This is a genomic window from Streptomyces venezuelae, from assembly GCF_008642355.1.
In the GTDB taxonomy this organism is placed as follows: domain Bacteria; phylum Actinomycetota; class Actinomycetes; order Streptomycetales; family Streptomycetaceae; genus Streptomyces; species Streptomyces venezuelae_B.
Map to the genome: position 1 here is coordinate 3,587,975 of NZ_CP029193.1, position 24,146 is coordinate 3,612,120.

Annotated in this window: 20 protein-coding genes and 2 pseudogenes; 9 read left to right on the forward strand and 13 right to left on the reverse strand. The window is 72.7% G+C overall.

Annotated features, from left to right (window positions below):
* Positions 1–45 precede the first annotated feature (45 nt).
* Positions 46–900, forward strand: a complete 855-nt coding sequence (locus DEJ47_RS16525) for an enoyl-CoA hydratase/isomerase family protein (protein ID WP_150169128.1) — start codon at positions 46–48, stop codon at positions 898–900.
* Positions 901–977: 77 nt separating this feature from the next.
* Complete coding sequence (locus tag DEJ47_RS16530) at positions 978–1,628, forward strand: flavin reductase family protein (protein ID WP_223828383.1); 651 nt, start codon at positions 978–980, stop codon at positions 1,626–1,628.
* 9 nt (positions 1,629–1,637) lie between these two features.
* Here DEJ47_RS16530 and DEJ47_RS16535 read toward each other — a convergent pair whose 3' ends face one another.
* Positions 1,638–2,999 (reverse strand): MFS transporter, encoded by a 1,362-nt coding sequence (locus tag DEJ47_RS16535; RefSeq protein ID WP_398337661.1) that lies wholly within the window; start codon positions 2,997–2,999, stop codon positions 1,638–1,640.
* Positions 3,000–3,081: 82 nt separating this feature from the next.
* On the opposite strand from DEJ47_RS16535, the gene DEJ47_RS16540 reads away from it, so the two are divergent.
* The gene (locus tag DEJ47_RS16540) at positions 3,082–4,068 is read left to right on the forward strand and encodes a GlxA family transcriptional regulator (RefSeq protein ID WP_150169134.1); all 987 of its coding nucleotides are present in this window, start codon (positions 3,082–3,084) and stop codon (positions 4,066–4,068) included.
* On the opposite strand, the gene DEJ47_RS16545 is transcribed toward DEJ47_RS16540, so the two are convergent.
* The 4 genes from DEJ47_RS16545 to DEJ47_RS16560 all read right to left on the reverse strand — a co-directional run bounded on the left by DEJ47_RS16545 (position 4,012) and on the right by DEJ47_RS16560 (position 8,688).
* Positions 4,012–5,247, reverse strand: a complete 1,236-nt coding sequence (locus DEJ47_RS16545; RefSeq protein ID WP_150169136.1) for an MFS transporter — start codon at positions 5,245–5,247, stop codon at positions 4,012–4,014. The genes DEJ47_RS16540 and DEJ47_RS16545 overlap by 57 nt on opposite strands.
* Before the next feature lie 102 nt (positions 5,248–5,349).
* Complete coding sequence (locus DEJ47_RS16550) at positions 5,350–6,399, reverse strand: alcohol dehydrogenase catalytic domain-containing protein (protein WP_150169137.1); 1,050 nt, start codon at positions 6,397–6,399, stop codon at positions 5,350–5,352.
* 10 nt (positions 6,400–6,409) lie between these two features.
* Positions 6,410–7,732, reverse strand: a complete 1,323-nt coding sequence (locus DEJ47_RS16555) for an acyl-CoA dehydrogenase family protein (protein ID WP_150169139.1) — start codon at positions 7,730–7,732, stop codon at positions 6,410–6,412.
* Positions 7,733–7,776: 44 nt separating this feature from the next.
* Positions 7,777–8,688 carry an SDR family NAD(P)-dependent oxidoreductase gene (locus tag DEJ47_RS16560; RefSeq protein ID WP_150169141.1) on the reverse strand — a complete coding sequence of 304 codons (912 nt, stop codon included), beginning with the start codon at positions 8,686–8,688 and terminating at the stop codon, positions 7,777–7,779.
* Positions 8,689–8,777: 89 nt separating this feature from the next.
* Here DEJ47_RS16560 and DEJ47_RS16565 point away from each other — a divergent pair, with 89 nt between their 5' ends.
* Entirely contained in the window at positions 8,778–9,737 is a 960-nt protein-coding gene (locus tag DEJ47_RS16565) for a cyclase family protein (RefSeq protein ID WP_150169143.1), read from the forward strand.
* Between the two features lie 568 nt (positions 9,738–10,305).
* Here DEJ47_RS16565 and DEJ47_RS16570 read toward each other — a convergent pair.
* The 3 genes and pseudogenes from DEJ47_RS16570 to DEJ47_RS16585 all read right to left on the reverse strand — a co-directional run.
* Positions 10,306–10,731 (reverse strand): annotated as a pseudogene (locus tag DEJ47_RS16570) (ATP-binding protein); the annotation flags it as partial.
* A gap of 442 nt (positions 10,732–11,173) precedes the next feature.
* Positions 11,174–12,013, reverse strand: a complete 840-nt coding sequence (locus tag DEJ47_RS16580) for an acyl-CoA dehydrogenase family protein (protein ID WP_150169145.1) — start codon at positions 12,011–12,013, stop codon at positions 11,174–11,176.
* A gap of 8 nt (positions 12,014–12,021) precedes the next feature.
* Positions 12,022–13,164: an acyl-CoA dehydrogenase family protein gene (locus tag DEJ47_RS16585; protein ID WP_150169147.1), complete on the reverse strand. Its 1,143-nt coding sequence runs from the start codon at positions 13,162–13,164 to the stop codon at positions 12,022–12,024.
* Positions 13,165–13,344: 180 nt separating this feature from the next.
* Here DEJ47_RS16585 and DEJ47_RS16590 point away from each other — a divergent pair, with 180 nt between their 5' ends.
* Positions 13,345–14,934: a class I adenylate-forming enzyme family protein gene (locus tag DEJ47_RS16590; protein ID WP_150175685.1), complete on the forward strand. Its 1,590-nt coding sequence runs from the start codon at positions 13,345–13,347 to the stop codon at positions 14,932–14,934.
* A gap of 12 nt (positions 14,935–14,946) precedes the next feature.
* Here DEJ47_RS16590 and DEJ47_RS16595 read toward each other — a convergent pair whose 3' ends face one another.
* Positions 14,947–15,453: an EF-hand domain-containing protein gene (locus DEJ47_RS16595; RefSeq protein ID WP_150169149.1), complete on the reverse strand. Its 507-nt coding sequence runs from the start codon at positions 15,451–15,453 to the stop codon at positions 14,947–14,949.
* A 203-nt stretch (positions 15,454–15,656) separates the two neighbouring features.
* On the opposite strand from DEJ47_RS16595, the gene DEJ47_RS16600 reads away from it, so the two are divergent.
* Positions 15,657–16,091 (forward strand): hypothetical protein, encoded by a 435-nt coding sequence (locus DEJ47_RS16600; protein ID WP_223828385.1) that lies wholly within the window; start codon positions 15,657–15,659, stop codon positions 16,089–16,091.
* Positions 16,092–16,101: 10 nt separating this feature from the next.
* Here the strand turns inward: DEJ47_RS16600 and DEJ47_RS16605 are convergent, their stop codons facing one another.
* On the reverse strand, positions 16,102–16,476 hold the full coding sequence (locus DEJ47_RS16605; RefSeq protein WP_150169152.1) for an STAS domain-containing protein: 375 nt from the start codon (positions 16,474–16,476) through the stop codon (positions 16,102–16,104).
* A gap of 299 nt (positions 16,477–16,775) precedes the next feature.
* Here DEJ47_RS16605 and DEJ47_RS16610 point away from each other — a divergent pair, with 299 nt between their 5' ends.
* Entirely contained in the window at positions 16,776–17,372 is a 597-nt protein-coding gene (locus DEJ47_RS16610; RefSeq protein WP_150169154.1) for a sigma-70 family RNA polymerase sigma factor, read from the forward strand.
* A gap of 83 nt (positions 17,373–17,455) precedes the next feature.
* A pseudogene (locus tag DEJ47_RS16615) lies at positions 17,456–18,684 on the forward strand (zf-HC2 domain-containing protein).
* Positions 18,685–18,707: 23 nt separating this feature from the next.
* Here DEJ47_RS16615 and purU read toward each other — a convergent pair.
* Both purU and DEJ47_RS16625 read right to left on the reverse strand, forming a co-directional pair.
* Positions 18,708–19,589, reverse strand: a complete 882-nt coding sequence (purU, locus tag DEJ47_RS16620) for a formyltetrahydrofolate deformylase (protein ID WP_150169156.1) — start codon at positions 19,587–19,589, stop codon at positions 18,708–18,710.
* 62 nt (positions 19,590–19,651) lie between these two features.
* The gene (locus DEJ47_RS16625; protein WP_150169158.1) at positions 19,652–20,152 is read right to left on the reverse strand and encodes an SCO4402 family protein; all 501 of its coding nucleotides are present in this window, start codon (positions 20,150–20,152) and stop codon (positions 19,652–19,654) included.
* A 118-nt stretch (positions 20,153–20,270) separates the two neighbouring features.
* Here DEJ47_RS16625 and DEJ47_RS16630 point away from each other — a divergent pair, with 118 nt between their 5' ends.
* On the forward strand, positions 20,271–21,545 hold the full coding sequence (locus tag DEJ47_RS16630) for an ABC transporter substrate-binding protein (RefSeq protein WP_150169160.1): 1,275 nt from the start codon (positions 20,271–20,273) through the stop codon (positions 21,543–21,545).
* Here the strand turns inward: DEJ47_RS16630 and DEJ47_RS37515 are convergent, their stop codons facing one another.
* Positions 21,546–24,038 (reverse strand): hypothetical protein, encoded by a 2,493-nt coding sequence (locus DEJ47_RS37515; protein ID WP_150169162.1) that lies wholly within the window; start codon positions 24,036–24,038, stop codon positions 21,546–21,548.
* Positions 24,039–24,146: the final 108 nt, after the last annotated feature.

The following is a 24,146-nucleotide window of genomic DNA, read 5'->3' on the forward strand; positions in this document are numbered from 1 at the left end:
ACGCGCTCCCTCACCGCAGCCCACCCGAAACGGAGCCACTCCCCCATGACCGCCACCCCCACCCCCGAAAACCCACCGGCCGCCGAACACGCACCCGACCCCCTCACCACATTGATACGGCACACCACTGACAACGCCGTCTCGTGGATCACGCTCAACCGGCCCGAGGCCATGAACGCCCTCACCTGGGACCAGCGCGAACGCGTGATCAACCTGCTCGGCGACACCTCCGCCGACCCCGGCATACGGGCCGTCGTGCTCACCGCGACCGGCAAGGGTTTCTGCGCGGGCGCGGACCTGCGCGGCGCGCCCGCCGCCCCGGCCGGGCAGGAACGCGTACCGGGTGACGTCGCCCGCACCATCAAGCAGGGCGCCCAACGGCTCATCTCGGCGGTCCTCGACTGCGAGAAGCCGGTGATCGCCGCGGTGAACGGCACCGCGGCGGGCATCGGTGCCCATCTCGCGTTCGCCTGCGACCTGGTCATCGCCGCCGAACAGGCCCGGTTCATCGAGGTGTTCGTGCGGCGCGGCCTCGTGCCGGACGGCGGCGGCGCGTATCTGCTGCCGCGGCTGGTCGGGCCGCAGCGGGCCAAGGAGCTGATGTTCTTCGGCGACGCGGTGCCGGCCGGCGAGGCCGAGAGGCTGGGCCTCGTCAACCGCGTCGTACCGGCCGAGGAGCTGGAGAAGACGGCGCGGGAGTGGGCGGAACGCCTCGCGGCCGGCCCGACCCGAGCACTCGCCCTGACGAAGCAGCTGGTCAACGCTTCCCTGGAGACGGACCGCGCGACGGCCTTCGCCGCCGAGGCCGCCGCACAGGAGATCAACATGACGACGGCGGACGCGCGGGAGGGCGTGGCGAGCTTCGTGGACCGCCGCACACCCACGTACCGGGGCCGCTGACGCCGCACGGCACGCACCACGGCGTTCCGGCCGGACCCTTCCCATCTGACGACCCGTCAGCTTCAATGGACGGTGTGATGGGACACGCAGGGATGGCGGCCACCGCTGTTCGCTACCTCAGGTCGGTCGGGGCCCGCACCACCACGGCGCCCGTCGAACCACTGCCGCGCCCGCAGCTGCGGGCGGTCGGCGACGACGAGCGGGCACCGCTCGACAGGAACGAGTTCCGGCGCGTGCTCGGCAACTTCGCGACGGGCGTCACCGTGATCACGGCCCCGCCCCACGAGGACTGCGGGCCCGGCGAGAACGGCGGTCCCGACGAGCGCGGCGGACCCGCGGGCTTCGCCTGCCAGTCCTTCGCCTCGCTCTCCCTCGACCCGCCCCTGGTCTCCTTCATGGTGGCGCGTACGTCGACGACGTGGCCGCGCATCGCGCGCGCGGGCGTCTTCTGCGTCAACATCCTGGGCGCCGACCAGGGCGACCTGTGCCGCGGCTTCGCGGTGAGCGGCGCCGACAAGTTCGCCGATGTGGTGTACGACGCGGCGCCCGTCTCCGGATCGCCGCGCCTCGCAGGAGCGCCCGCGTGGGTCGACTGCACCATCCAGGCGGTGCACCCCGGCGGCGACCACCTCATCGTCGTCGGCCGCGTGGACGCCCTCGGCGCGACCCAGGACGACGCCGACCCGCTCCTCTTCCACCGGGGCACGTTCGGCCGCTTCACCCGCTGAGAGCACGCCTCACCCGCTGACGGCGACCGCCACCGGTTCCGCACGGACCCGCCGGATCACCAGCACCATCAGCGCCGCCGCCGCGCACAGCGCCCCGGAGGCGTACCAGATCACGTCGTACGAGCCGAAGACGTCCCGTGCCACACCGCCGAGGAACGCGACGAGACCCGCGCCCACCTGGTGCGAGGCGAGCACCCAGCCGAAGACGATCGCACTGTCGTCGCCGTACTGCTCGCGGCAGAGCGCCAGGGTGGGCGGGACGGTGGCCACCCAGTCCAGGCCGTAGAAGACGATGAAGAAGATCATCGGCGGCCGTACGTCCGGCGCGAGCAGCATCGGCAGGAAGAGCAACGAGACGCCGCGCAGCGCGTAGTAGACGGCGAGCAGGCGCCGCGAGTCGAAGCGGTCCGTGAACCAGCCCGACGCGATGGTCCCGACGATGTCGAAGATCCCGATGACGGCGAGCAGGGAGGCGGCGGCCCGCACGCCCATGCCGTGGTCGTGCGCGGCGGGCACGAAGTGGGTCTGGATGAGTCCGTTCGTCGAGGCACCGCAGATCGCGAACGACCCGGCGAGCAGCCAGAAGGGACCGGTTCGGGCGGCCTTGAGGAGCACGGTGACCGCGCGCCGTGCCGCACCGGGGACGGGCGGCGGCTTCGGTACGAACTCCTGCGACCCGTACGGCTTCAGGCCGACGTCCGCCGGGTGGTCCCGCAGCAGCAGCCAAACGAAGGGGACGACCGCGAGGGCCGCGAGCGCGACCGTCACGGCGGCGGGCCGCCACTCGTACGTCTCCACGATCCAGGAGAGCAGCGGCAGGAAGACCAACTGGCCGGACGCGGACGCCGCGGTGAGGATGCCGCTGACGAAGCCGCGCCGTTCGGTGAACCACCGGTTGGTGACGGTGGCGGCGAAGGCGAGCGCCATCGAGCCCGACCCGAGCCCGACGAGCAGCCCCCAGCACAGCAGCAGCTGCCACGCGGAGTTCATCCACACGGTGAGCCCCGAGCCGCAGGCGATCACGACGAGCGCGACCGCGACGACCTTGCGGATGCCGAAGCGGTCCATGAGCGCGGCGGCGAACGGCGCGGTCAGGCCGTACAGCGCGAGGTTCACGGAGACCGCGAGGCCCACGGTGCCGCGCGACCAGCCGAAGTCCTCCTTCAGCGGATCGAAGAGCAGACCGGGCAGCGAACGGAACGCGGCCGCCCCGATGATCGTCACGAACGTGACGGCGGCGACGAACCAGGCGCGGTGGATACGGGGAGCACGGCGCCCGGGGGTCTTCGGCGGAGTGGAGCCGCCGTGGGAGCCGTCGTGGGAGCCGTCGTCCCCGGCAGCCCGCGCGGACGTCTCGGTTGTCTGGGTCACGTCATGGGTCACGTCACAAGGATCGAAAGTCGGCCGCGTACGAACGAGTGGCCCGAGAGACAGCATTCGCTAGGATCGGGCCATGCCCAAGACAGCCGCCCACCGCGTCGTCGTCCTCGCCCTGGACGGCGTGATCCCCTTCGAACTGGGCATCCCGCAACGGATCTTCAAGGGGGCTCGCACCCCGGAGGGTCGACGGTTGTACGAGGTGGTGACCTGCTCGGTCCGTCCGCCGGGCCCCGTCCGCACGGACGCCGACTTCGCGATCGTCGTCGAGCACGGGCCCGAGGCGCTGGCCACGGCGGACACGGTCGTGATCCCGGCGTCGTACGAGCTGGGACCCGTGCACGAGGAGGGCCGCCTCACGGACGAACTGACGGCCGCCCTCGCCCACGTCAGGCCGGGCACACGACTGATGGCCATCTGCACGGGTGGGTACATCCTGGCCGCCGCCGGGCTCCTGGACGGCCGCCCCGCCACCACGCACTGGTCGTCCGCCGACCACTTCCAGCGGCTCTTCCCGCGGGTCGAGGTCGACGCGGACGTGCTGTTCATCGACGACGGCGACATCCTCACGTCGGCGGGCGTGGCCGCGGGCATCGACCTGTGCCTCCATGTCGTACGCCGCGACCACGGCAGCGCCGTCGCCAACGAGGTGGCCCGCCGTACCGTCGTACCGCCGCACCGGGACGGCGGCCAAGCGCAGTACATCCACCGTCCGGTGCCCGAGCCGCAGCTGGCGACCACGCGCACGGCACGCGCCTGGGCGCTCGGGCGGCTCGACCAGCCGCTTCAGCTGCGCGACATGGCCGCGCAGGAGTCGATGTCGGTCCGCACGTTCACGCGTCGGTTCCGTGAGGAGGTCGGCGTAAGTCCCGGTCAGTGGCTGACGCAGCAGCGCGTGGAGCGGGCACGGCACCTGCTCGAATCGACGGACCTCTCCGTCGACCAGGTCGCGGCGGACGCCGGGTTCGGGACGGCGCAGTCGATGCGGCAGCACCTTCAGGCCGCGCTAGGAGTCACGCCGACGGCCTACCGGCGGACGTTCCGCGACGTCTCGGCCCCCTGACCCGGCCGCCCCGTCCTCCGCCGCGGCGGGCTTCACTTCCCCCGCCACCCCCACCAGCGTGAGGACGAGCCCCAGTCCCACACCCGACAGGATCGCCGTGGACGGCGACACGACGCTGAGCAGGCCGCCGGCGAGGGACCCGCTGGCCGCGTAACCCGCACCGACGGCCGCGTACATCACCGAGTAGCCCGCGGCGAGCGCGCTCGGCGGCAGCGCCTCGCGCAGCGACAGGTTCCGGGTCAGCATCACACCCGCCTGCAACACACCGGCGACGGCGAGCGCGACGAACAGCCAGGCCACCCCCGGCAGCAGGGCGACGAGGGCGAGACACCCCGAGACGCCGAACATCAGCACCATGCTCTGGGTACGCAGCCGTCCCGGCCAGCGCCGCAGCCCGTACACGAACGATCCGACGGCCGAGCCGACCGCGAGCGCCACGAGCAGCGGGCCCGCCCAGCCGACGTCGATGCCGCGCTGCTCCAGCAGGGCGGGCAGCACCAGTTCGGCGAGCGCCAGCATCGACAGGCTCGCCGCGCCCGTCACGAACAGCGGCCAGGCACGCGCGAGAATCCGCACCATGGACTCGCCGCCCCGGTCGTCGGCGTCCGCGCGCCAGCCCGCGGGCAGCATCCAGAGCCCCGCGACGGAGGCGGTCATCAGCAGGCCGCCCAGGAGCAGGGGGAGCACCGGGGAGACCCCGAGGGCGAGCCCCGTGACGGCGGCGGGCGCGACCGCCCAGACGGCGAAGGTCAGCATCGACTCGACAGCCAGCGCCTGGGCGACGGCCGCCTCCGGCACGATGCTCGTCAGCAGGGCGCGGAGAGCGCCCGGAGCGGCGGCGGGGGCGGCACCGGCGACGAAGGCGCAGGCTCCCAGGGCGAGGGGGTGGGCGCCGTGCAGGACCCCGAGCCCCGCGAAGGCGAGCCCACCGACCCCCAGCCCGACAGCCATCGCGCCGCGCGCCCGCTCCGCGCGGATCCGCATGCCGAGGACCGGCGCGCCGACGATCTCCCCCACGACGTACGCGGCGGCGAGTGCGGCACCGAGCACATACCCACCGGGCCGCTCCCGTACGAGGAACACGAGCGCGAGCGGCGCAGCCGCGACGGGCATCCGCGCCCCCACGGCGACGAACCCCCACCGCACCACGCCCCACGACCTGACCGCCGAATACCCCACGCCCCGAACCTACCGGCCCCCTCGCCGGGGGGCCTCCGATTTATCCGCGGGGAACTGGCCTCACCGAACGCCAGGACGCCAGAGCGTCGGGACGTCGGGGCGTCAGAACGTCAGAACCCCCCGCGCCACCCTCCCCGCCTCCGCGTCCGCAACCGCCGCCGCGAAGTCCTCCACCGGATACGTCGCCGTCACCAGCTCGTCCAGGAGCAGGTGACCCGCCCGGTACAGGTCCGCGTACAGCGCAAAGTCCCGCTGCGGGCGCGAACTCCCGTACCGGCAGCCCAGGATCGACTTGTCCAGGAACATCGACGCGACCACGAACGACGCCTCGTCCTTCGCCCCCGGCATCCCCAGCAGCACGGCCTGACCGTGCCGGTCCAGGAGGTCCACCGCCTCCCGCACGAGCTCGACCCGCCCCACGCACTCGAAGGCGTGGTCCGCTCCGTGGGGCAGCACCTCCCGCGCCCCCTCCGTCGACCCGAAGAAGTGTGTCGCACCGAAGCGCCGCGCCACCGCCTCCTTCTCCGGGTTCGCGTCGACCGCGACGATCACTCCTGCCCCCGCGATCCGCGCCCCTTGCAGCACGTTGAGCCCGATCCCACCCGTACCGATCACCACCACCGAGTCGCCCCGGTCGACCTTCGCGCGGTTCAGTGCGGCGCCCACCCCCGTCACCACGGCGCACCCGATCAGTGCCGCGGACGTCAGCGGAATGTCGTCGGCGATCTTCACCGCCTGCACGCCCTTCACGATCGTGCGTTCCGCGAAGGAGGAGTTCGCCGCGAACTGGTACACCGGCTTGCCGCCCCGCGCGAACGGCTGATCAGGCGCCCCGATGGCCTTCCGGCACATGGTCGGCCGCCCTCGATGGCACTCGCCGCACGCGCCACAGTTCGCGATCGTGGACAGCGCCACGTGGTCCCCGGGGGCCACGTGCACCACCCCCGCCCCCACCGCCTCGACGACCCCCGCGCCCTCGTGTCCGAGCACCACCGGCGGCGGAAACGGAATGGTCCCGTCGATCACCGACAGGTCGCTGTGGCACAGCCCCGCCGCCGCCACCGCGACCAGCACCTCGCCCGGCCCCGGAGCCCGTATCTCCAGGTCGTCGACGACCTCGGCCCGCGCCCCGTCGAAGACAACGCCCCTCATCCCGCACCCCTCACCGAGGCCCCCTGGCCTCTCTCGGCAGACCGAGCACCCGCTCGGCGATGATGTTCCGCTGCACCTCGTCCGAGCCGCCGTAGACGGTGTCGGCGCGGCTGAACAGGAACAGCCGCTGCAGAGGGTCGAGTTCGTAGGGCGCGTCCGCGCACCAGTCCTGCGGGCCCACCGCCGCCGACGGCCCCCGCACCGCCATCCCCAGCTCACCGAGCCGCTGGTGCCACCGCCCCCACAGCAACTTGGCCACACTGGGCGAGCCGACCCCGGTCCCGGAACCGGCGGCCCCGCCCCCGTCCGCCCCCGAACCCGCACTCCCCAGCGTCCGCAACGCGTTCCACCGCATCACCCGCAGCTCCGCCCACTGCCGCACCAGCCGGTCCCGCACCACCGGATCGTCGACCGCCCCGCCGGCCACGGCCTCCCGTACGACCGCCGCCAGCTCCTCCGCGAAGCCGATCTGCTGCACCAGCGTGGACACGCCCCGCTCGAAGCCGAGGAGCCCCATGGCGACCCGCCACCCGTTGCCGACGCCGCCCACCACATGGGCCGCACGCGCGCGTGCGCCGTCGAAGAAGACCTCGTTGAACTCACTCGTCCCGGTCAGCTGCCGGATGGGCCGGACGTCGATCCGCCCCGGCTGGTCCATGGGCACGAGCAGGAACGACAGCCCTTCGTGAGGCCGCGCCCCGTTTCCGCTTTCGCTGCCCCGCCCACTCCCGTCACCGCCCGTCCGCGCCAGCACGAAGCACCAGTCCGCCTCCTGCGCCAGCGACGTCCAGATCTTCTGCCCCGTCACCCGGAAGTCGCCCGCCCCGTCCCGCTCCGCCCGCGTCCGCACGCCCGCCAGGTCGGACCCGGCACCGGGCTCGCTGTATCCCTGGCACCACAGCGTCTCGCCCCGCGCGATCGGCGGCAGGAACTCGTCCCGCTGTTCCCGGCTCCCGTACGCGAGGAGCGTCGGCGCGAGCAGGTTCTCGCCGATGTGCCCGTACCGCCCGGGTGCCCGCACGCGCGCGTACTCCTCGGCCCAGACCACCTGCTGGGTCAGCGTGGCCCGCCGGTTCCCGTACACGCCCGGCCCCGTGCCCGCACCCTCACCGGCGCCCGCACCCGAGTCCGTCCCCGTGTCCCAGCCGAGCCCGATCCACCCCCCGCGCCCCAACTCCCGTTCCCACGCCCGCCGCAGCGCACCCCCCTCGTGCTCGCTCCCCGGCCCGCCCCGCCCCACCGCCGCGGTGAACTCCCCGGTGAGGTGCTCCGCGAGCCACGCCCGCGCCTCCGCACGGAACGCCTCGTCCTCGTCCCCGAACCCGAACTCCATCAGCCCCCACCACCCTCCCGCCGCCCCGGACCAGTCCACCCTCCCTACGCGTTCGGCCGCTCCTTCCCCGCCGCCGCCTTCGCCATCGCCTCCAGCTGCGCGAGGAGCGGCATCGGGTCGGTGCCGACCGTCCCGGGCAGGAAGTCCGCGATCTTCTCGGGGGTCCAGGCCCCCTCCGCGTACCCCGCACGCAGCTCGCGCGGCTGCGCCCAGACCGCGATCTTGGGGCCCGCGATCGTGTAGACCTGGCCGGTGATCTTCTCGTCGCGCGCGCGGTCGCTCAGCAGGTACGTGACGAGCGCGGCGACGTCCTCGGGCTCGCCGATCTCCTTGAGCTCCATCGGGACGTTCGCCGACATGCGCGTACGGGCGACGGGCGCCACCGCGTTCGCGGTCACCCCGTACTTGTGCAGCCCCAGCGCCGCGCTCCGCACCAGCGAGATGATCCCGCCCTTCGCCGCGCTGTAGTTGGCCTGCGCGACCGAGCCCTGGTGGTTGCCGCTGGTGAAGCCGATCAACGTGCCGGAGCCCTGCTTGCGCATCACCGCGGACGCCGCGCGGAACACCGTGAACGTGCCCTTGAGGTGCGTGGCGACCACCGGGTCCCACTCCTCCTCGGACATGTTGAACAGCATCCGCTCGCGCAGGATCCCGGCGACGCACACCACTCCGTCCACCCGTCCGTACTCGGCGAGCGCGACGTCGACGACGCGCTGTCCGCCCGCCATGGTCGAGATGTCGTCCGCGACGGCGACGGCCTCGCCGCCCGCGGCCTGGATCTCCTTGACGACGGCGTCCGCTATCTCGCTGGCCGGCTCGGCGCCCTCCATGGAGACGCCGTAGTCGTTGACGACGACCTTCGCCCCCTCGGCCGCCGCGGCGAGGGCGACGGCCCTGCCGATGCCGCGTCCGGCGCCGGTCACGGCGACCACCTTGCCTGCCAAGAAGTTCCCCACGTCCGGCCCCTTCCCGAGGTTTCTGACGGACCGTTAGATTTTATGACCCGTCAGACACCGGAAGACAACCCCCGCGGAGGACCCAGACCATGCCAGTCCCTCCAGACGCCGACGCCTCGCCCCCGGCCCTCCCTCCCGAGTTCCACGACATCGCCAAGCGCGTGAACAACTGGGGGCGTTGGGGTGCCGACGACGAGATCGGGACCCTCAACCTCATCACCGACGACGTCGCGCGCGCCGCGTCCGCCGAGGTCCGCACCGGCCGCCGTGTCCCGCTCGCGCTGCCGCTCAAGGAGGACGGCGTGCAGACCGGCCTGATCCCCGGGCGCGTGAACCCCCTGCACACCATGGTGCAGATCAACCAGGAGCTGTTCGGGCCCGGCACGGTCGCCACCAGCGACGACGCGGTGACGATGGGGCTGCAGACAGCGACCCACTGGGACGCCCTCACGCACGCGTCGCACTCGGGAAAGATCTACAACGGCCGGCCCGCGGACAGCATCACCGCCCACGCGGGCGCACGCTTCAGCGGCATCGACAAGGCCCGGCACGTCGTCTCACGGGGCGTCCTGCTGGACGTGGCACGCGCCAAAGGGGTCGACCGGCTGCCGGGCGATCACGCCGTCACGCCCGAAGACCTGGACGAGGCGGCGGAGTTCGGGCGTGTCGAGGTCCGCACGGGCGACATCGTGCTCGTCCGCACGGGACAGATGCAGGTCTATCTCGCGGGCGACAAACACGCGTACGGGTACCCGTCCCCCGGCCTCTCGGTCCGTACGCCCGAGTGGTTCCACGCGCGGGACGTCGCAGCGGTCGCGAACGACACCCTGACCTTCGAGATCTTCCCCCCGGAGATCGAGAACCTGTGGCTGCCCGTGCACGCGCTCCACCTCGTCGAGATGGGGATGATCCAGGGCCAGAACTGGGATCTGGAAAACTTGTCCACAGCCTGTGCAGAAGTTTCCCGGCACGCGTTCCTGCTGTGCGCGATGCCGGAGCCGTTCACCGGCGGAACGGGCACTCCGGTGGCGCCGGTCGCGATCCTCTGATGTTCCCCCGCGGAACCACGGGACCGCGGAAGGCGGCGCGTCGGATGTCGCCCCCGGTACGCCACCGCGCACGCCGCCGACCGGCTTTGAAGACGACTCACATTGCGCCAAGGACCCGCGGCACTGCGGCTGCCGGCCCTCGACGTCCCCTCACGGCGAATCGCTGCACACAAGCGTGATCAATCGGACACGGCACGTCAACACCGTGTCGGGGATTAATGAACTACGTCCCTTTTGCCCCACCAGCGCACGGGAGCGCGCACAGCAGCACGGGACGGCGCACGCGGGCTCTCAGGGGCCCGCGCCGGGATCACCGCCGTTGTCACACCGCTTCGTAGGCGATGTCCAGGTCACCGAAGGCCACCCGGCTGCGGACCGCCCTCTCGTACGCGGCGCCGTCGCACGCGGTCACCCCGAGGGGTGTCGTCACGTCGCAGGCCATCGGCCCGTGTGCCAGACGTCCGTGCACCGACGGAGTGCAGGCCGCGTCGTGGGGCCGCACGTCGTAAGGCTGCACGTCGTAGGAGTGCGCGTCGCACGACCGGCCGTCGTGGGTCGTGCCCTCGAACTCCGCCGCCGCGACGCCGGGCTCGCACCGGTCGACCTCGCACCAGATGCTCTTGCCCGCACCTTCGGGCTGCCAGCCCCAGCGGTCGGCGAGGCCGTCGACCAGCTCCAGGCCGCGGCCGTTGGTGTCGTCGCCGTCCGCGTGCCGCTGGGCGGGCGGACGGGAGCTCCGGTCGGCCACCTCGACCCTGACCGTCCCGGGGGCGTCGGCGAGGACGCGCGGGAGCAGCATGCGCAGCACGGCCGGACAGCCGGTGTGCACAACGGCATTGGTGACGAGTTCCGAGATCAGCAGGATCAGCGTCTCGGCGACCGGTTCATCGGCCTCTATCCCGGAGCCGGCGAGCCGGGACCGCGCCCATCGTCTGGCCCGCCCCACCTCCGCGGGGTCGGCCCCGACCTCCAGCTGAACTTGAAGCACCTGCACCGCTCACACCATCCGAACCGGCGGACACATCGCCTCGCGACTCCACAGGGTCACCGAACGTGATCCCCTTGGGAGACAGCATGATTGACGTTCAGTCACCCCAACAAGCGCTTCGGGCATATTCCAGCGCGAAGGAGTACGCGTACTGCATACTGTGCGACGCGCACCGCGGGGGGTCGAACAGGCGGCGGCGGAGCCCCGCCCTGCGCTGCGAGCGGTGCGCATCGCCGGATCCGGCGCCACCACATGGGCAACACCGGCATGGTTCGGCCTCAGGACCACTCGCATCTCACACAAGGTACCCGAGCCGGACACCGACTCCGCGCCGTGACGAGTCACGCGTAGGACACAACCCGATATCGACGCTGAGTAGTCCCCGTGCGCGTGGCGTCAGGGAGACGGAACAGCGGGCAAATCGCCAGATATCGGACAGACCAATTTCTCAGAGCGCCTCGGCGAGCTCCTCCTCCGCGGCCCGCGCCGACCGGCCGAGCTCGGCCCGCACCCAGGCCCGCTTGAGGTGCAGGTGGACGTCCGACTCCCAGGTGAATCCCATGCCGCCGTGCACCTGGAGGCAGTCCCGCGCGTTGCGGACGGCCGCGTCGTCGGCCAGCAGCTTGGCGGCGGACGCGTCAAGGCGGTCCCCGGTGACGGCCGCCGCGTACACGGCGCTGCGGGCGAGCTCGGCGCGTACGAGCATCTGTGCGCAGAGGTGCTGCACCGCCTGGAAGGCACCGATCGGCCGCCCGAACTGTTCGCGTCGCCGTGCGTATTGGACGGCCGTCTCGCAGGTGCGCGCGGCGCTGCCGAGCTGTTCCGCGGCGTAGAGGAGCGCGCCGCGGTCGAGGCTGCCCGCGTCGGGGACGCGGTGCAGCGGCGTCAGCGGGTCGACGGAACGGAGAGGGACGGCTCCGGCGGTGTCGCCCTGGACCACGTCCGCCTCCTCCAGCCACGGCACCAGCGTGCCGTCGACGGCGGTCACCACCGTCTCCCCCGTCGCGGCGCCCGGCACGACGCCCGCCGCCAGGAACGTCGCCACGGCGGGCCCCGGCAACAGGACCCGCCCCGCCTCCTCGAAGACCAACACGGCCTCCGGCAACCCCAGTCCGACCCCGCCCTCCGCCTCCGGCAGGGCGAGGGCGAAGAGACCCGCGCCCCCGAGCTCGCGCCAGAGAGCGCGGTCGATCCGGTCCGTGGCGTCCCGCAGCGAGAACCGCCCCTCCAGGAGCTGCCGCATTCCGGCCCGCAACGCCTGCTGGTCGTCGTTGAGTTGGAAATCCATACGGACCTTCACCGGCCCTTCGGGAGGCCGAGGATGCGCTCGGCCACGATGTTCTGCTGGATCTGCGAGGTGCCCGCGGCGATCGTGTAGGAGAGCGAGGAGAGGCGCTCGAGCGTCCACGCGTGGGCGAGGTCGAGGGCGCCCGCGCCGAGCACCTCGGCGGCGGCGTCGTACAGCTCCTGCCGCGCGTGCGAGTAGCGCAGCTTGAAGACGGAGCCGCCCACGCCGGGGACGCCGCCGGTGCGCTGCGCCTCGCTCACGTTCCACTGCGTGAGCCGCCACAGCGCCGAGAACTCGGCGTGCAGCCGCCCGAGCCTGCGCCGCAGCGCCGGATCGCCCCAGCGGCCGTTCGCGCGGGCCTCGCGGGCCAGCTCGCCGAGGACGCGCCGGCAGGCCACCACCTCTCCCACGAACGCGGTGCCCCGCTCGTACGACAGGGTCACCATCGTCACGCGCCACCCGTCGTTCTCCGCGCCGACCCGGTTCGCGACGGGGACGCGCACGTCGTCGAGGAACACCTCGGCGAACTCCGTGGACCCGGCGAGCGTGCGCAGCGGACGCACGGTGACGCCGGGGGCGTCCATCGGCATCGCGAGCCAGGTGATGCCCCGGTGCTTCGGCACGTCCTCGCTGACCGGTGTCGTACGGACCAGGAGCTCGCACCAGTCGGCGACCTCCGCGTGGGAGGTCCAGATCTTGGAGCCGTTCACCACGTAGTGGTCGCCGTCCCGCCACGCGCGCGTGCGCAGTGACGCGAGGTCGGACCCGGCGTCGGGCTCGCTGAAGCCCTGGCACCACACCTCGTCGCCGCGCAGGACGGGCGGCAGCCAGCGGTCCCGCTGTTCCGGTGTGCCCTCGGAGGCGATGGTCGGGCCCGCGTGGAGCAGGCCCACGAAATTGGCCCCTACGTAGGGGGCGCCCGCCTTCTCCGTCTCCTCCAGGAAGATGAGGCGCTGCGTCGGGGAGGCGTCCCAGTGGACCTCTCCGTAGCCCGCGTCGTACAGGAGGCGCTGCCACGCGGTGTCGTAGGCGCGCCGTCCCGGCCAGTCCTGGGGGGAGGGCCTGGCGGGGAGCTTGGGCAGCACGAGCGAGAGCCAGTCGCGCAGCCCGGCCCGGAAGGCTTCCTCCTCGTCGGTGTACGTGAGGTCCACGCGGTACGTCCCTCCGGCCTCGGGTGCCGCGGCTGACGGCATATCTGATGCCGCGTCAGGTCGCAGGCTAGCCGCGCACCCCTGGACCGACAAGGCGCCGGGGCCTACTCTCTCGGGCACGAACTGACGGTACGTCAGGTCGGTGACGTGGGCCCGGGAGGGGATCGCATGAGGACCTCGGTGAACGAGACCGCGTACGCGCTGGGCGAGTCCCGCACCCTCTGGGAACTCATCGACCGCCGCGCCGACCTCACCCCTGACAGGCCCGTCCTCGTGCAGGCCGCCGCCGAGCCCTCCGGCGACCGCACGCTCACCTTCGGCGAGCTGCGGGACCGCGCCGAGCGGGTCGCCGCCGGGCTGTACGAGAGGGGCGTACGGCCCGGCACGGTCGTCGCCTGGCAGCTGCCCACCCGCATCGAGACCGCCCTGCTCTCCTTCGCGCTCGCGCGCCTGGGCGCCGTCCAGTCGCCCCTGATCCCCTTCCTGCGGGACCGCGAAGTCGGATACGCGCTCCGGGAGTCCAAAGCGGAGTTCTTCGCCGTGCCGGGCCTCTGGCGCGGTTTCGACCACACGGAGATGGCCCGCAGGCTCTGCGCGGAGGGCGACAACGGCATCAACGTCTTCGAGGCGTACGCGTCGCTGCCCGAGGCCGACCCCGCCGTGCTGCCCCCGCCGCCCTCCGACGGCACGGCGGTGCGCTGGATCTACTGGACCTCGGGCACCACGTCCGACCCCAAGGGCGTCCTGCACACCGACCGTTCACTGATCGCCGGCGGCTCGTGCCTGGCCCACGCCCTGCACCTCACGGAGTCGGACGTCGGCTCGATGGCGTTCCCCTTCGCCCACATCGCGGGCCCCGACTACACCGTGATGCTGCTCCTCTACGGCTTCCCGGCCGTCATGTTCGAGCACTTCGCGCTGCCCGCGTCGCTCGACGGCTACCGGCGGCACGGCGTGACCGTGGCGGGCGGCTCGACGGCGTTCTACTCGATGTTCCTCACCGAGCAGCGCCGACTTCCCGCGGGACAGAAGGTCAGCCCCACGCTGCGTCTCCTCGCGGGCGGCGGTGCGCCGAAGCCGCCGGAGGTCTACCACGCCGTGGTGCGTGAGATGGGCTGCCGGCTCACGCACGGGTACGGCATGACGGAGGTGCCGATGATCACCATGGGCGCCCCCGACGACACGGCGGAGAACCTCGCGACGACGGAGGGGCTGCCTCCCGATGGCATGGAGATCCGCATCACGGACGCGGACGGCAACGAGCTGCCGCCCGGCACGGACGGCGAGGTGCGGCTGCGCGGGGAAGCCGTGTGTCAGGGCTATCTGGACCCGGCGCAGAGCGCGGACGCCTTCGACGCCGACGGGTTCCTGATCACCGGGGACCTCGGCCACCTGAGAAGGACCGGCCATCTGGTCCTCACCGGGCGGGCGAAGGACATCATCATCCGCAAGGGGGAGAACATCTCCGCCAAGGAGATCGAGGACCTGCTCCACCAGCACCCGGCGGTCGGCGAGGCGGCCGTGATCGGCCTGCCCGACGCCGAACGGGGGGAACGCGTCTGCGCGGTCGTCGAACAGCGCGCGGGCACCGGCGGATTGTCCCTGGACGCCATCACCTCGTACCTGCGCGGGGAAGGCCTCTCCCCCTACAAGCTGCCGGAACAGCTGGAGGTGGTCGAGGCGCTTCCCCGCAACGAGACCCTGCGCAAGGTCCTCAAGTACAAGCTGCGCGAACGCTTCTCCGCGCCTTCCGCTCCGCGGGAACGGTGAAGTACCGCGCCGCTACTCGGGAACCGTGAAGTACTGCGCGAAGGCCGTCACGACCTCCTGCTCCGAGACACGGCCGTCGCCGTCCGCGTCCAGAGCGGCGGCCACCGCGGACGCGACGTCCTCGGGCACGCCCAGCGCCTTCAGCGCGCGCCCGGCGTCGACCGGCGCCACCGTGGCGTCCGCGCCGGCCACGTCGATCGCGGCGTGCAGGAACGGCCGCGCGATCTCCGCGAACCGCTCGGGGTTGTCGCGCAGCCGCTTCACCGCGCCGCCCACGAACTCGTCGCGGGTGATCCGCTGGTCGCCGTCACGGTCCGCGATCCCCGCCATGCCCTGCCAGAACGCCTCGGCCCCGATGTAGAGGGCCTGTCCCTTCTCGGACCGCGCCGTGGCGCCGAACTCCGCGCACAGGGCGGCAGCCGCCGTACTGAAGTCCTCACGGGAGATGTAGCCGTTGCCGTCCTGGTCGAAGGTGGCGAACCGGGCCGCGATCCTACGCTCGTACTCGGCACTGTCCATGATCTTCGGGCCGCCTCACTTCCGCGGTTGGGTACGTGTTCAGGGGCTGTTTCCCCAGCTGCGAGCGTACGTGCTGCCGGCCGCCGCGAGGTGGGAAAACGGAGCTTGTGTCAAGACCGCGGGAATTCCGGGACAGGGGTGTTCCATGGGTGTGATGTGCTGCACTGTGCTGCGTGGAAGCGGTCGCGGCAAGTGTCATAGCGGTGCTCGGAACTCTCCTGGGCGCGGGGCTCACCCACTCCTTTCAGAGGAGGGCGATCGAGCGGACGGAACGGTTCACGCGCGGGGAGAAACTGCGACAGGAACGCATAGATGCGTACTGCGCGTATGCCGGGGCATTGGTCAACTACCGGCGGATCCTGGTCGACCGCTGGTTCAGCAGGGCGGAGAACCGGCAGGAGGAGACCGAGGAGTTGCGCTTCCGTTCGTACGAGATGAGGTCCGACGCGCAGGAGGCGCTGTTCCGCGTGCAGTTGCTCACCCATGACGAGGAGCTGGTGCGACTGGCGTGGGAGACGCTCGACCACGTGGCCGACGTGCACCGGGCGGACGACCGGGACGCGCTGGCCGAGCGGCGCCGCGTCTCGCGCGAGGCCATCAACTCCTTCGTGGCGACGGCCAAGCAGGACGTGGCCTAGGGCTCATGTCCTACGCGGAGAGCGGCGTCGCGCCGTCGTCCAGGGCCGCGGGAACGTCGGGGAAGACCTCGAAGAGGCGGCGGACGCCGAGGGCCGCGAGGACGCGGTTCACGTGGGAGCCGTCCTCGGCGCCCTTGGCGGGCAGTATCAGCCGCAGCCTGCCCTGGAAGGAACGGATGAGGCGGCGCGTGGCGATCAGCACGCCGACGCCGCTGGAGTCGCAGAACAGCACTTCGGAGAGGTCGAGGACGATGCGGCGGCGGCCGTCGGCGACAGCGTCGTGCACGCGCTGACGCAGGACGGGCGAGGTCAGCAGGTCCATCTCGCCGGAGACGCACAGCACGGCCCAGCCCTCCTGCTCGCCCACGGTCACCTTGAGCGTCACGCGCCACGCCTCTCGCTCGCCGTTGCCTGCTCCGCGCCTGCGGAGTGATCGCGGAGTGATCCGGAAGCAGTCCCTACGTTTCGTTCTGCTTCAGCTGCCCCACCTGCCTCCCATGAAACACCAGCAGGCCGTCGTCAATATCATCCGGCCTCCCGCGAAGTGCGCGCTTTGCCGCAAACAGGAGTGTGTTGTCAGCGGCGCCGACTACATTCGAGAGAGAGCAGAAACCCGAAGTACCGTTCGAGTGGGCAGCAGAAACAGAGCAGAAGCAGCACCGGGCAAGCGCACGAGGGGGCCGCATGCCGAAGGACGCGCCGCGGCGCTGGGACCGCCGCATGCAGCAGCGGCTCGCGCACGGGGAGGCCGCCGCGCTCGGCGAGCTGTACGACAGGTTCGCCTCGCTCGTGCACGGTCTCGCCCACCGCGTCCTCGGCGACACGAGCGCCGCCGACCGCATCACCCGCGAGGTCTTCGGCCACGTCTGGGAGAACCCCGACGCGTACGACCCGCGGCAGGGCCCACTCCGCTCCTGGATCGCCACGCTCGCCCACCAGCGCGCCGTCCACCGGCTCCGCCAGACCGAGTCCGCCGCCCTCGCCCGCGGCGGCGCGGGCACCGAGGAGGACCTGGAGCGCAAGGTCCGCCGCGCCTCCGCCGCCGCCCGCGCGGACTACATCGTGACGGCCATGCCCACCCCGCTGCGCGCCGCCCTGGAGCTCGCCTACTTCCAGCGCCGCGACTACCGCCAGACGGCCGCCGACCTCGGCGTCACCGAGGACGAGGCCCGCCGCAGACTCCGCCTCGGCCTGCAGCTCCTCTCCACGGCCCACGACACCGGCCCCCCGCCCGCCGCCCACCCTCACGACACGCCGTCCGGCCCCGGAGCCACGCTGTGACCGGCACCGAACGCCCCGAACCGCACGAAGAGCAGCCCGACCGCCAGAACCGCGCGGACCACACGGACGGCACCGCGCCGCGCATACCGCTGCCGCGCGCCTCCGTCGAGGACGCCGGAAACGCCCTGCCCGACCCGCCGCCGGCACCCCAGCCGCTCGTCCTGGAGCACCGCGTCCTGAAATCCCTGCTCGGCGCCTGGGCACTCGCCGCCTGCTCCGCGGAGGAGGCCATCGCCGTCGAGGAGCACCTGGGCGACTGCGGCCCGTGCGCGGAGGAAGCGCTCCGGCTGCGCGACGCCGTCGGCCTGCTCCACCCCGAGGAGAGCCTCGACCTCGACCCCGGGCTGCGCACCCGCGTCCTGGAGAGCTGCCTCGGCCGCCGCCCGCCCCGCATCCCCGTGCCGGAGTGGGCCGTGCCGTACGACGCGGAGACCGCCCGTCTCGACGCGCTGCTCCAGGACATCGGCGACGCGGAGTGGCACGCGCCGGTGCGGCTGCGCTGGTTCGACGACGAAGGGCCGGTCAGCAGGAAGACCACCGTCGCCGGGGTCATCTCCCACCTCCTGGCGGTCGACGGCATGGTCGGACTCGCCCTCGGCCTCGACGACCCGCTCGGCCCGGAGGTCAGGGTCCCGCAGGACCCCGCCCACCGCACGGAGGCCTACTGGCGGGCATCGCACTTCCCGCCCACCCGCGCCGTGCGCACCCCGTGGCGCGACCAGACGCACGAACTGATCCGCACCGTGTCGTTCGCGGGCGGCGGATCGGGCCGCCTCCCGGTGCCGTACGGAACGGTGCCCGTCCCCGGCGGCACCGGACCCGAACAGCAGCAGGCCATCGAGCTGCCGCTGCGGGACTCGATGGTGGACCGCGCCTTCGAGTGCTGGATCCACGCGGGCGACATCGCCGACGCCGTCGACTACCCGTACGCGCCGCCCGCGCCCCGGCACCTCCACCGCATGATCGACCTCGCCGCCCGGCTGCTCCCCGGCACGCTCGCCGAGCGCCGCCGCTCCGGGCTCGCCACCCCGCCACCCCGCCGCGCCGCCTGGTCGCGGCGGGCGCGCCGGGCCGCAGCCTGCGCCTGGAGATCGAGGGGCTCGGCGGCGGCGAGTGGCTCATCCCGCTCGACTCGCCCGCGGCCACCGCCTCGCGCGAGCACGAAGTGGCGCACGTGGCGCTGGACGGCGTCGAGTTCTGCCGTCTCGCCGCGGGCCACGTGTCGCCGGAGGAGGCGGCAGCGGGCCAGGACGGTGACCGCGAGGCGATCCGCGACGTGCTGTTCGCGGCGGCGTCGCTGAGCCGGATGTAGAGCGGGTCCGCGCCCCGGGTCCGTCAGGCGAAGACGACCGTGCGGCGGCCGTTCAGGAGAATCCGGCGCTCCGCGTGCCACTTCACGGCCCGCGCCAGCGCCTGGCACTCCACGTCACGGCCGATCGCGACCAGCTGGTCGGGGGTGACGCCGTGGCCGACCCGCTCGACCTCCTGCTCGATGATCGGGCCCTCGTCGAGGTCGGCGGTCACGTAGTGCGCGGTCGCGCCGATCAGCTTCACGCCGCGGGCGTGCGCCTGGTGGTACGGCTTCGCGCCCTTGAAGCTCGGCAGGAACGAGTGGTGGATGTTGATGATCCGCCCGCTGAGCTCCTTGCACAGGTCGTCCGAGAGGACCTGCATGTAGCGGGCGAGGACGACGAGCTCCACGTCCAGCGAACGCACGAGTTCGAGCAGCTGCGCCTCCGCCTCGGGCTTGTTCTCCTTCGTCACCGGGATGTGATGGAAGGGGATGTCGTACGAGGCGACGAGCTCGGCGAAGTCCTTGTGGTTGGAGACGACCGCGGCGATCTCCACGGGCAGCGCGCCGATCCGCGAGCGGAACAGCAGGTCGTTCAGGCAGTGCCCGAACTTCGACACCAGCAGGACCACGCGCATCTTGTCCTCGGCGCGGTTGATCTGCCAGTCCATGTGGAAGGAGTCGCCGACCGCGGCGAAGCTCGCCCGCAGCTTGTCGACGGTCACCGGCGCCTCGGCCGAGAAGTGGACGCGCATGAAGAACAGTCCGGTGTCGTGGTCGCCGAACTGCTGGCTGTCCTCGATGTTGCAGCCGGTCATGAAGAGGTAGCTCGACACGGCGTGCACGATGCCCTGCTTGTCGGGGCACGAGAGGGTGAGGACGTACTGCTCAGCGGGGGCGGCGGGCGCGGTGGACTGCTCGTTCATGCGGACAAGGTTCCCACAGCGGACAGCGCCGACGGCAATCGTCCCGTCAGGCGGACGTGCCGTCAGGCGGACCGTGTCATGATCCGCAGCACTTCGAGCGTCTGCGGCGGCACGTCCGGGTCGTCACCGTCACCGGCGGCGAGCCGCACGTGCGCGTCGCGGGCCGCGCGGACCGCCTCCGGCCACCCCGGGTGCTCCAGATAGACGGAGACCAGCGCGTCGGGCCCCACCTCGTGCATGATCCGCAGCACCCGCAGCACGGCCGTGTCGACGAGCGCCGCCTCCTGCGGGTCACGGAAGATCGTCCCGACGTATTTCTCAGCGGACCAGTTGTCCAGCCACGTGTCCTCGACCAGCCGGTACACGGCGTCGGTCACGTCCCCGTACTCCTCGCGCCCGGCGAGCCAGCACTCCCGCTGGAAGTCGGGGTCGGAGAGCATGTGCAGCGCCGAGCGCACGTTGCTGCGCCAGCGCCACCACGGCATGTCGTTGGTCGGCATGCCGCCCATGGTGCTGGAGCGACGGCCGCGACGGGAAGACTTCTCCGAATCTTGCACGGTCATGGATCGTACGTTCCCACTCCACGCACGCGAACCGGACCCCGCCCGTTCACTTTCATGTCACTGTCCGTTGAAGACGAGTCACTCCACGGTTGGCCACGCAACGGAATCGTGCAGGGACATGACCGGCTGGCGACGCACCTTCCTCCCCCGCCCCTCCCGATCCGCAGCGCTCTCGGCGGCCGCCGTGGCGGCGTGTGCGTCGCTGATATCCGGCTGCGGGGTCATCCCCGGAACCACGGGGGGTTCCGGGGACGACCCCATCACCGTGATGACCTGGGCCCCGGAGAAGACCAAGGCCACCAACAAGCCCGGCGTCCCCGCCATGGCGCAGGCCTACGCCCGCTGGGTCAACGCCCACGGCGGCCTCGGCGGCCGCGAGCTCAAGGTCCTGACCTGCAACGACCACAACGATTCCGTCGGGGCGGCCGAGTGCGCGCGGCAGGCGGTCGACCACGACGTGGTGGCGGTCGTCGGCGCGTACAGCCAGCACGGCCGCTCCTTCCTCGGCCCGCTCGAAGTCGCGGGCATCCCCTACATCGGCGGGTACGGCGTCACCGACGACGAGTTCAGCAGCCCCCTCTCGTACCCCGTCAACGGCGGCGAACCGGCGCTCCTCGCGGGCAACGGCCGACAGCTCGCCGCACGCTGCGACCGGGTCTCCCTCGTCCGGCCGGACACCCTCGCCGGGGACGAGCTGCCCAAGCTGCTCAACCAGGGCCTCGCCGACGGCCACCACAAGCCCGTCTCCGACATCCGCGCCCCCGAGGACGGCACCGACCTGACGCCGCAGGCCGAGCGGGCGCTGAAGGACGCGGGGGCGGACAACGGGTGTGTGACGGCGGCGCTCGGGGCGCGCACGGACACGTTCTACGACTCGTTCCGGCGCACCAAGGACGACTATCCGCCGGTCCGCATCTCGTCCGTGCTCGGCAGCGTCGACCAGTCCCTGATCGACCGCACCGGCGGTGCGAGCGGTCCCTACGAAGGGGCGTACGTCACCGGCTGGTACCCGGCGGCGGGCGACGCGCGGTGGGACCGGATGCGGGACGTCATCCGTGAGCAGGCGTTCGGCGACAACCGGGTCGACCCCTCGGACGCGGGCGTCCAGACGACGTGGATCGCGTACACCGTCCTGAAGCAGGCCGTCGAGTCGCTCGACGGCGGCGAGGTGACGGCCCGCACGCTGCGCCGTGCCCTCGACGGCGGCCTGCGGGTGGAGACGGGCGGCCTCACCCCGCCCCTGAGCTGGCGTTTCGAGGACCTCCTCGCCGCCAGTGAGTTCCCGCGCCTGATCAACTCGGGCGTCACGTTCCAGACGGTGCGCGACGGGCGGCTCGTCCCGGCGCGCGAGGGCTTCGTGAACGTGGAGAAGACGCTGGAGCAGAGCGCGTAGCTAGAGCTGGGTCTTGTTGCGCTCGGTGAGGCCGTACTTGCGGGCGATCGCGTTCCAGTGGTTCGCGGCCTGCTCCTTGGCGGTGGTCGCGGTGCCGCTCTCGCGGTTGCCTGCCGCGGTCTGCGGAGTGTTGCGGGCGTGGCCCTTGTGGCAGCCCTTCTTGCCCGCGACCTGGTCCGCCCAGGCGGCGTAGTGGTTGTCGGCGGCGGCGGAGGCCTTCCATGCCTTGTTGAGGGAGGCCGTCAGCTGGTCGTTGGCGGGCAGCTTGTCGACCTTCAGACCCGCGAGCCGGGTGACGAGACCGTTGCGCTGCTTGGCCGCGGCGCGGAGGTCCTTGGCCGACTGGCCGAGATTCTGGCACTTGCCCACGTTGCGTACGGCGGCGATGACCGAGTCGCGGCTGTTGTTGCTGTCGGCGAGCAGCTTGTCCAGGGCGACGGCCTGCTCCTTGGCGGGGTCGGCGGACGGCGAGGGCCGCTCGTCGGGCTCCCCGGACGCGGAGACGGGCTGCCCGTCGTCACCCTTGTCGTCCTCACCGCCGCCGGCGCTGAGGAGCGCGCCCGCGCCGATGCCGAGGACGGCGATGCCGACGCCGACGGCGGCGATCAGCGGCACCTTGGATCCGGTGCGGTTGCGGCGCCCGCCGCCGCCGTGACCGCCGCTCGCGGGGTCGGGGGCGGGTACGGGGGCCGGTCCCTGAGCCTGGACGCGGGGCATCTGCTGCGTGGACGCAGGCCCCTCGGCCTCCGGCTCGGTACGGAAGAGACTGTCGAACTCGGCGGGCGGCTGCCGGTCGCCGGGGGCGCCGGGACGGATGCCGTAAGGGGCACCGGCGGGCTCGGGAGGCGTGGAGGACCCTGCGGGGCCTGCGGGGATGGGCGCGATGAGCTGGGTGGGATCACTGTCGGTCCCGGCCCCCGTCCCCGAGTCGGCCCGTCCCAGGAACTGCGTGGCATCCCCGGCGGGAGCCTCGGGCGGCAAAGCGCCGGGCCCCACGGGGGGTATGTACTGCGTCACCCCTTCGTCGGCGGCGACGGGCGGTATGTACTGCGTGGCATCACTGTCGGACCCCGCGCCGGGCGCGGCAACGGGCGGCAGCGGCTGCGCGGCGTGGGAGCCGTGCGCCTGCCGGTCGTCCCGCCCGGACTGCGGCGCGGCGTGTGCGCCGTGTCTGGGCTGCGAGGAGGGCGGCTGCGGCTGCTCGGGACGCGGGGCGGCATGAGCACCGTGCGCCGCCTGCGCCCCGTGCGCGCCCTGCCCCTGCGGGGCGGCGTGCGCGGGTCCGCGCTGAGGCTCCTGGGGGTAGCCGTAGCCGTAGCCGGGGGCGTTGGGAGCGGACTGCGGGACGCCGCGCCCCGACTGCGGGTAGCCCTGTCCGGCTTGCGGGGCGCCGTGAGCGGCCTGCGGCGCCCCGGAAGGCCGCTGGGCATCAGCGCCCGGCTGAGGGAAGCCGTATCCGGTCTGTCGGCCACCGGGACCACCGGCCGGCCCGGCACCAGGCCCCGCCTGCGGGTAGCCATAACCCGCCTGCGAAGCACCGGGCCCCGACTGCGGAGATCCGTACCCGGACTGCGAGGACCCGCCCTGGGCGCCGTGCCCCGGGGGCGGGGCACCGTACCCGGACGACTGACCAGCGGGGCCCCCGGCCTGCCCGGCACCGGGACCCGCCTGCGGGTAGCCGTAACCGGGCTGCGGGGCACCCGCGCCGAGGGGCTGGGCTCCAGCGCCCGGCTGCGGGGCGCCATACCCGGACGACTGACCACCGGAACCCCCGGCCTGCCCGGCGCCAGGCCCCGCCTGCGGGTAGCCGTAACCCGGCTGCGGGGCACCCGCGCCGAGGGGCTGGGCTCCAGCGCCCGGCTGCGGGGCGCCATACCCGGACGACTGACCACCGGAACCCCCGGCCTGCCCGGCGCCAGGCCCCGCCTGCGGGTAGCCGTAACCCGGCTGCTGCGCACCCTCTCCGAAACGCTGCGCTCCCGCGCCCGGCTGCGGAGTGCCGTACCCGGACTGCTGATCACCGGAACCCGGCGCCTGCCCGGCACCGGGCCCCGCCTGCGGGTAGCCGTAACCCGGCTGCGACGTACCGGGTCCCGACTGCTGCGCGCCCGCGCCGAGAGGCTGCGCTCCCGCGCCCGGCTGCGGGGCGCCGTAGTTCTGGTGCGGGGTGCCCTGGCCGGGCTGGGGTATGCCCTGGTCGGCGGGGGGCCGCGTGCCGTAGCTCTGTTGCGGGTCGGTGTACGACGCGTTCTCCGGAGGGAGGGGCTGGGCGGAGGGGGCGGACCAGTCCTGGGACTGGGCGGGCGAGGGCGGGCCCGACGAGTCGGGGCCCCACGGGTCGCCCCACGGCGTGCCGCCCTGCGGGGCGGTGTGCCGGCCCGCGGTGCCGGGGAACAGCGGCTCACTGCCGTCCGCGGGCAGCACCACGCCTTCGTGGGCGGGCCGCTGCTGCGGATCGGAAGAAGCAGCGCCCTGACCGCTCTGCTGCGTCACCGGGACTCCTACACCTGGGGGACCTACGGAACCGTCGGGTCACGCTACCGGGTCGCCACATCCCTCTGCCACGCAGCTCAGAACGCCGCCCTCCGCACAGTGGCGGCA

Coding starts and splice junctions, on each gene's coding strand:
- DEJ47_RS16525 (WP_150169128.1), top strand. CDS start 46: ATGACCGCCACCCCCACCCCCGAAAACCCACCGGCCGCCGAACACGCA.
- DEJ47_RS16530 (WP_223828383.1), top strand. CDS start 978: ATGGGACACGCAGGGATGGCGGCCACCGCTGTTCGCTACCTCAGGTCG.
- DEJ47_RS16540 (WP_150169134.1), top strand. CDS start 3,082: ATGCCCAAGACAGCCGCCCACCGCGTCGTCGTCCTCGCCCTGGACGGC.
- DEJ47_RS16550 (WP_150169137.1), bottom strand. CDS start 6,399: ATGAGGGGCGTTGTCTTCGACGGGGCGCGGGCCGAGGTCGTCGACGAC.
- DEJ47_RS16555 (WP_150169139.1), bottom strand. CDS start 7,732: ATGGAGTTCGGGTTCGGGGACGAGGACGAGGCGTTCCGTGCGGAGGCG.
- DEJ47_RS16565 (WP_150169143.1), top strand. CDS start 8,778: ATGCCAGTCCCTCCAGACGCCGACGCCTCGCCCCCGGCCCTCCCTCCC.
- DEJ47_RS16580 (WP_150169145.1), bottom strand. CDS start 12,013: ATGGATTTCCAACTCAACGACGACCAGCAGGCGTTGCGGGCCGGAATG.
- DEJ47_RS16595 (WP_150169149.1), bottom strand. CDS start 15,453: ATGGACAGTGCCGAGTACGAGCGTAGGATCGCGGCCCGGTTCGCCACC.
- DEJ47_RS16610 (WP_150169154.1), top strand. CDS start 16,776: ATGCCGAAGGACGCGCCGCGGCGCTGGGACCGCCGCATGCAGCAGCGG.
- purU (WP_150169156.1), bottom strand. CDS start 19,589: ATGAACGAGCAGTCCACCGCGCCCGCCGCCCCCGCTGAGCAGTACGTC.
- DEJ47_RS16625 (WP_150169158.1), bottom strand. CDS start 20,152: ATGACCGTGCAAGATTCGGAGAAGTCTTCCCGTCGCGGCCGTCGCTCC.
- DEJ47_RS16630 (WP_150169160.1), top strand. CDS start 20,271: ATGACCGGCTGGCGACGCACCTTCCTCCCCCGCCCCTCCCGATCCGCA.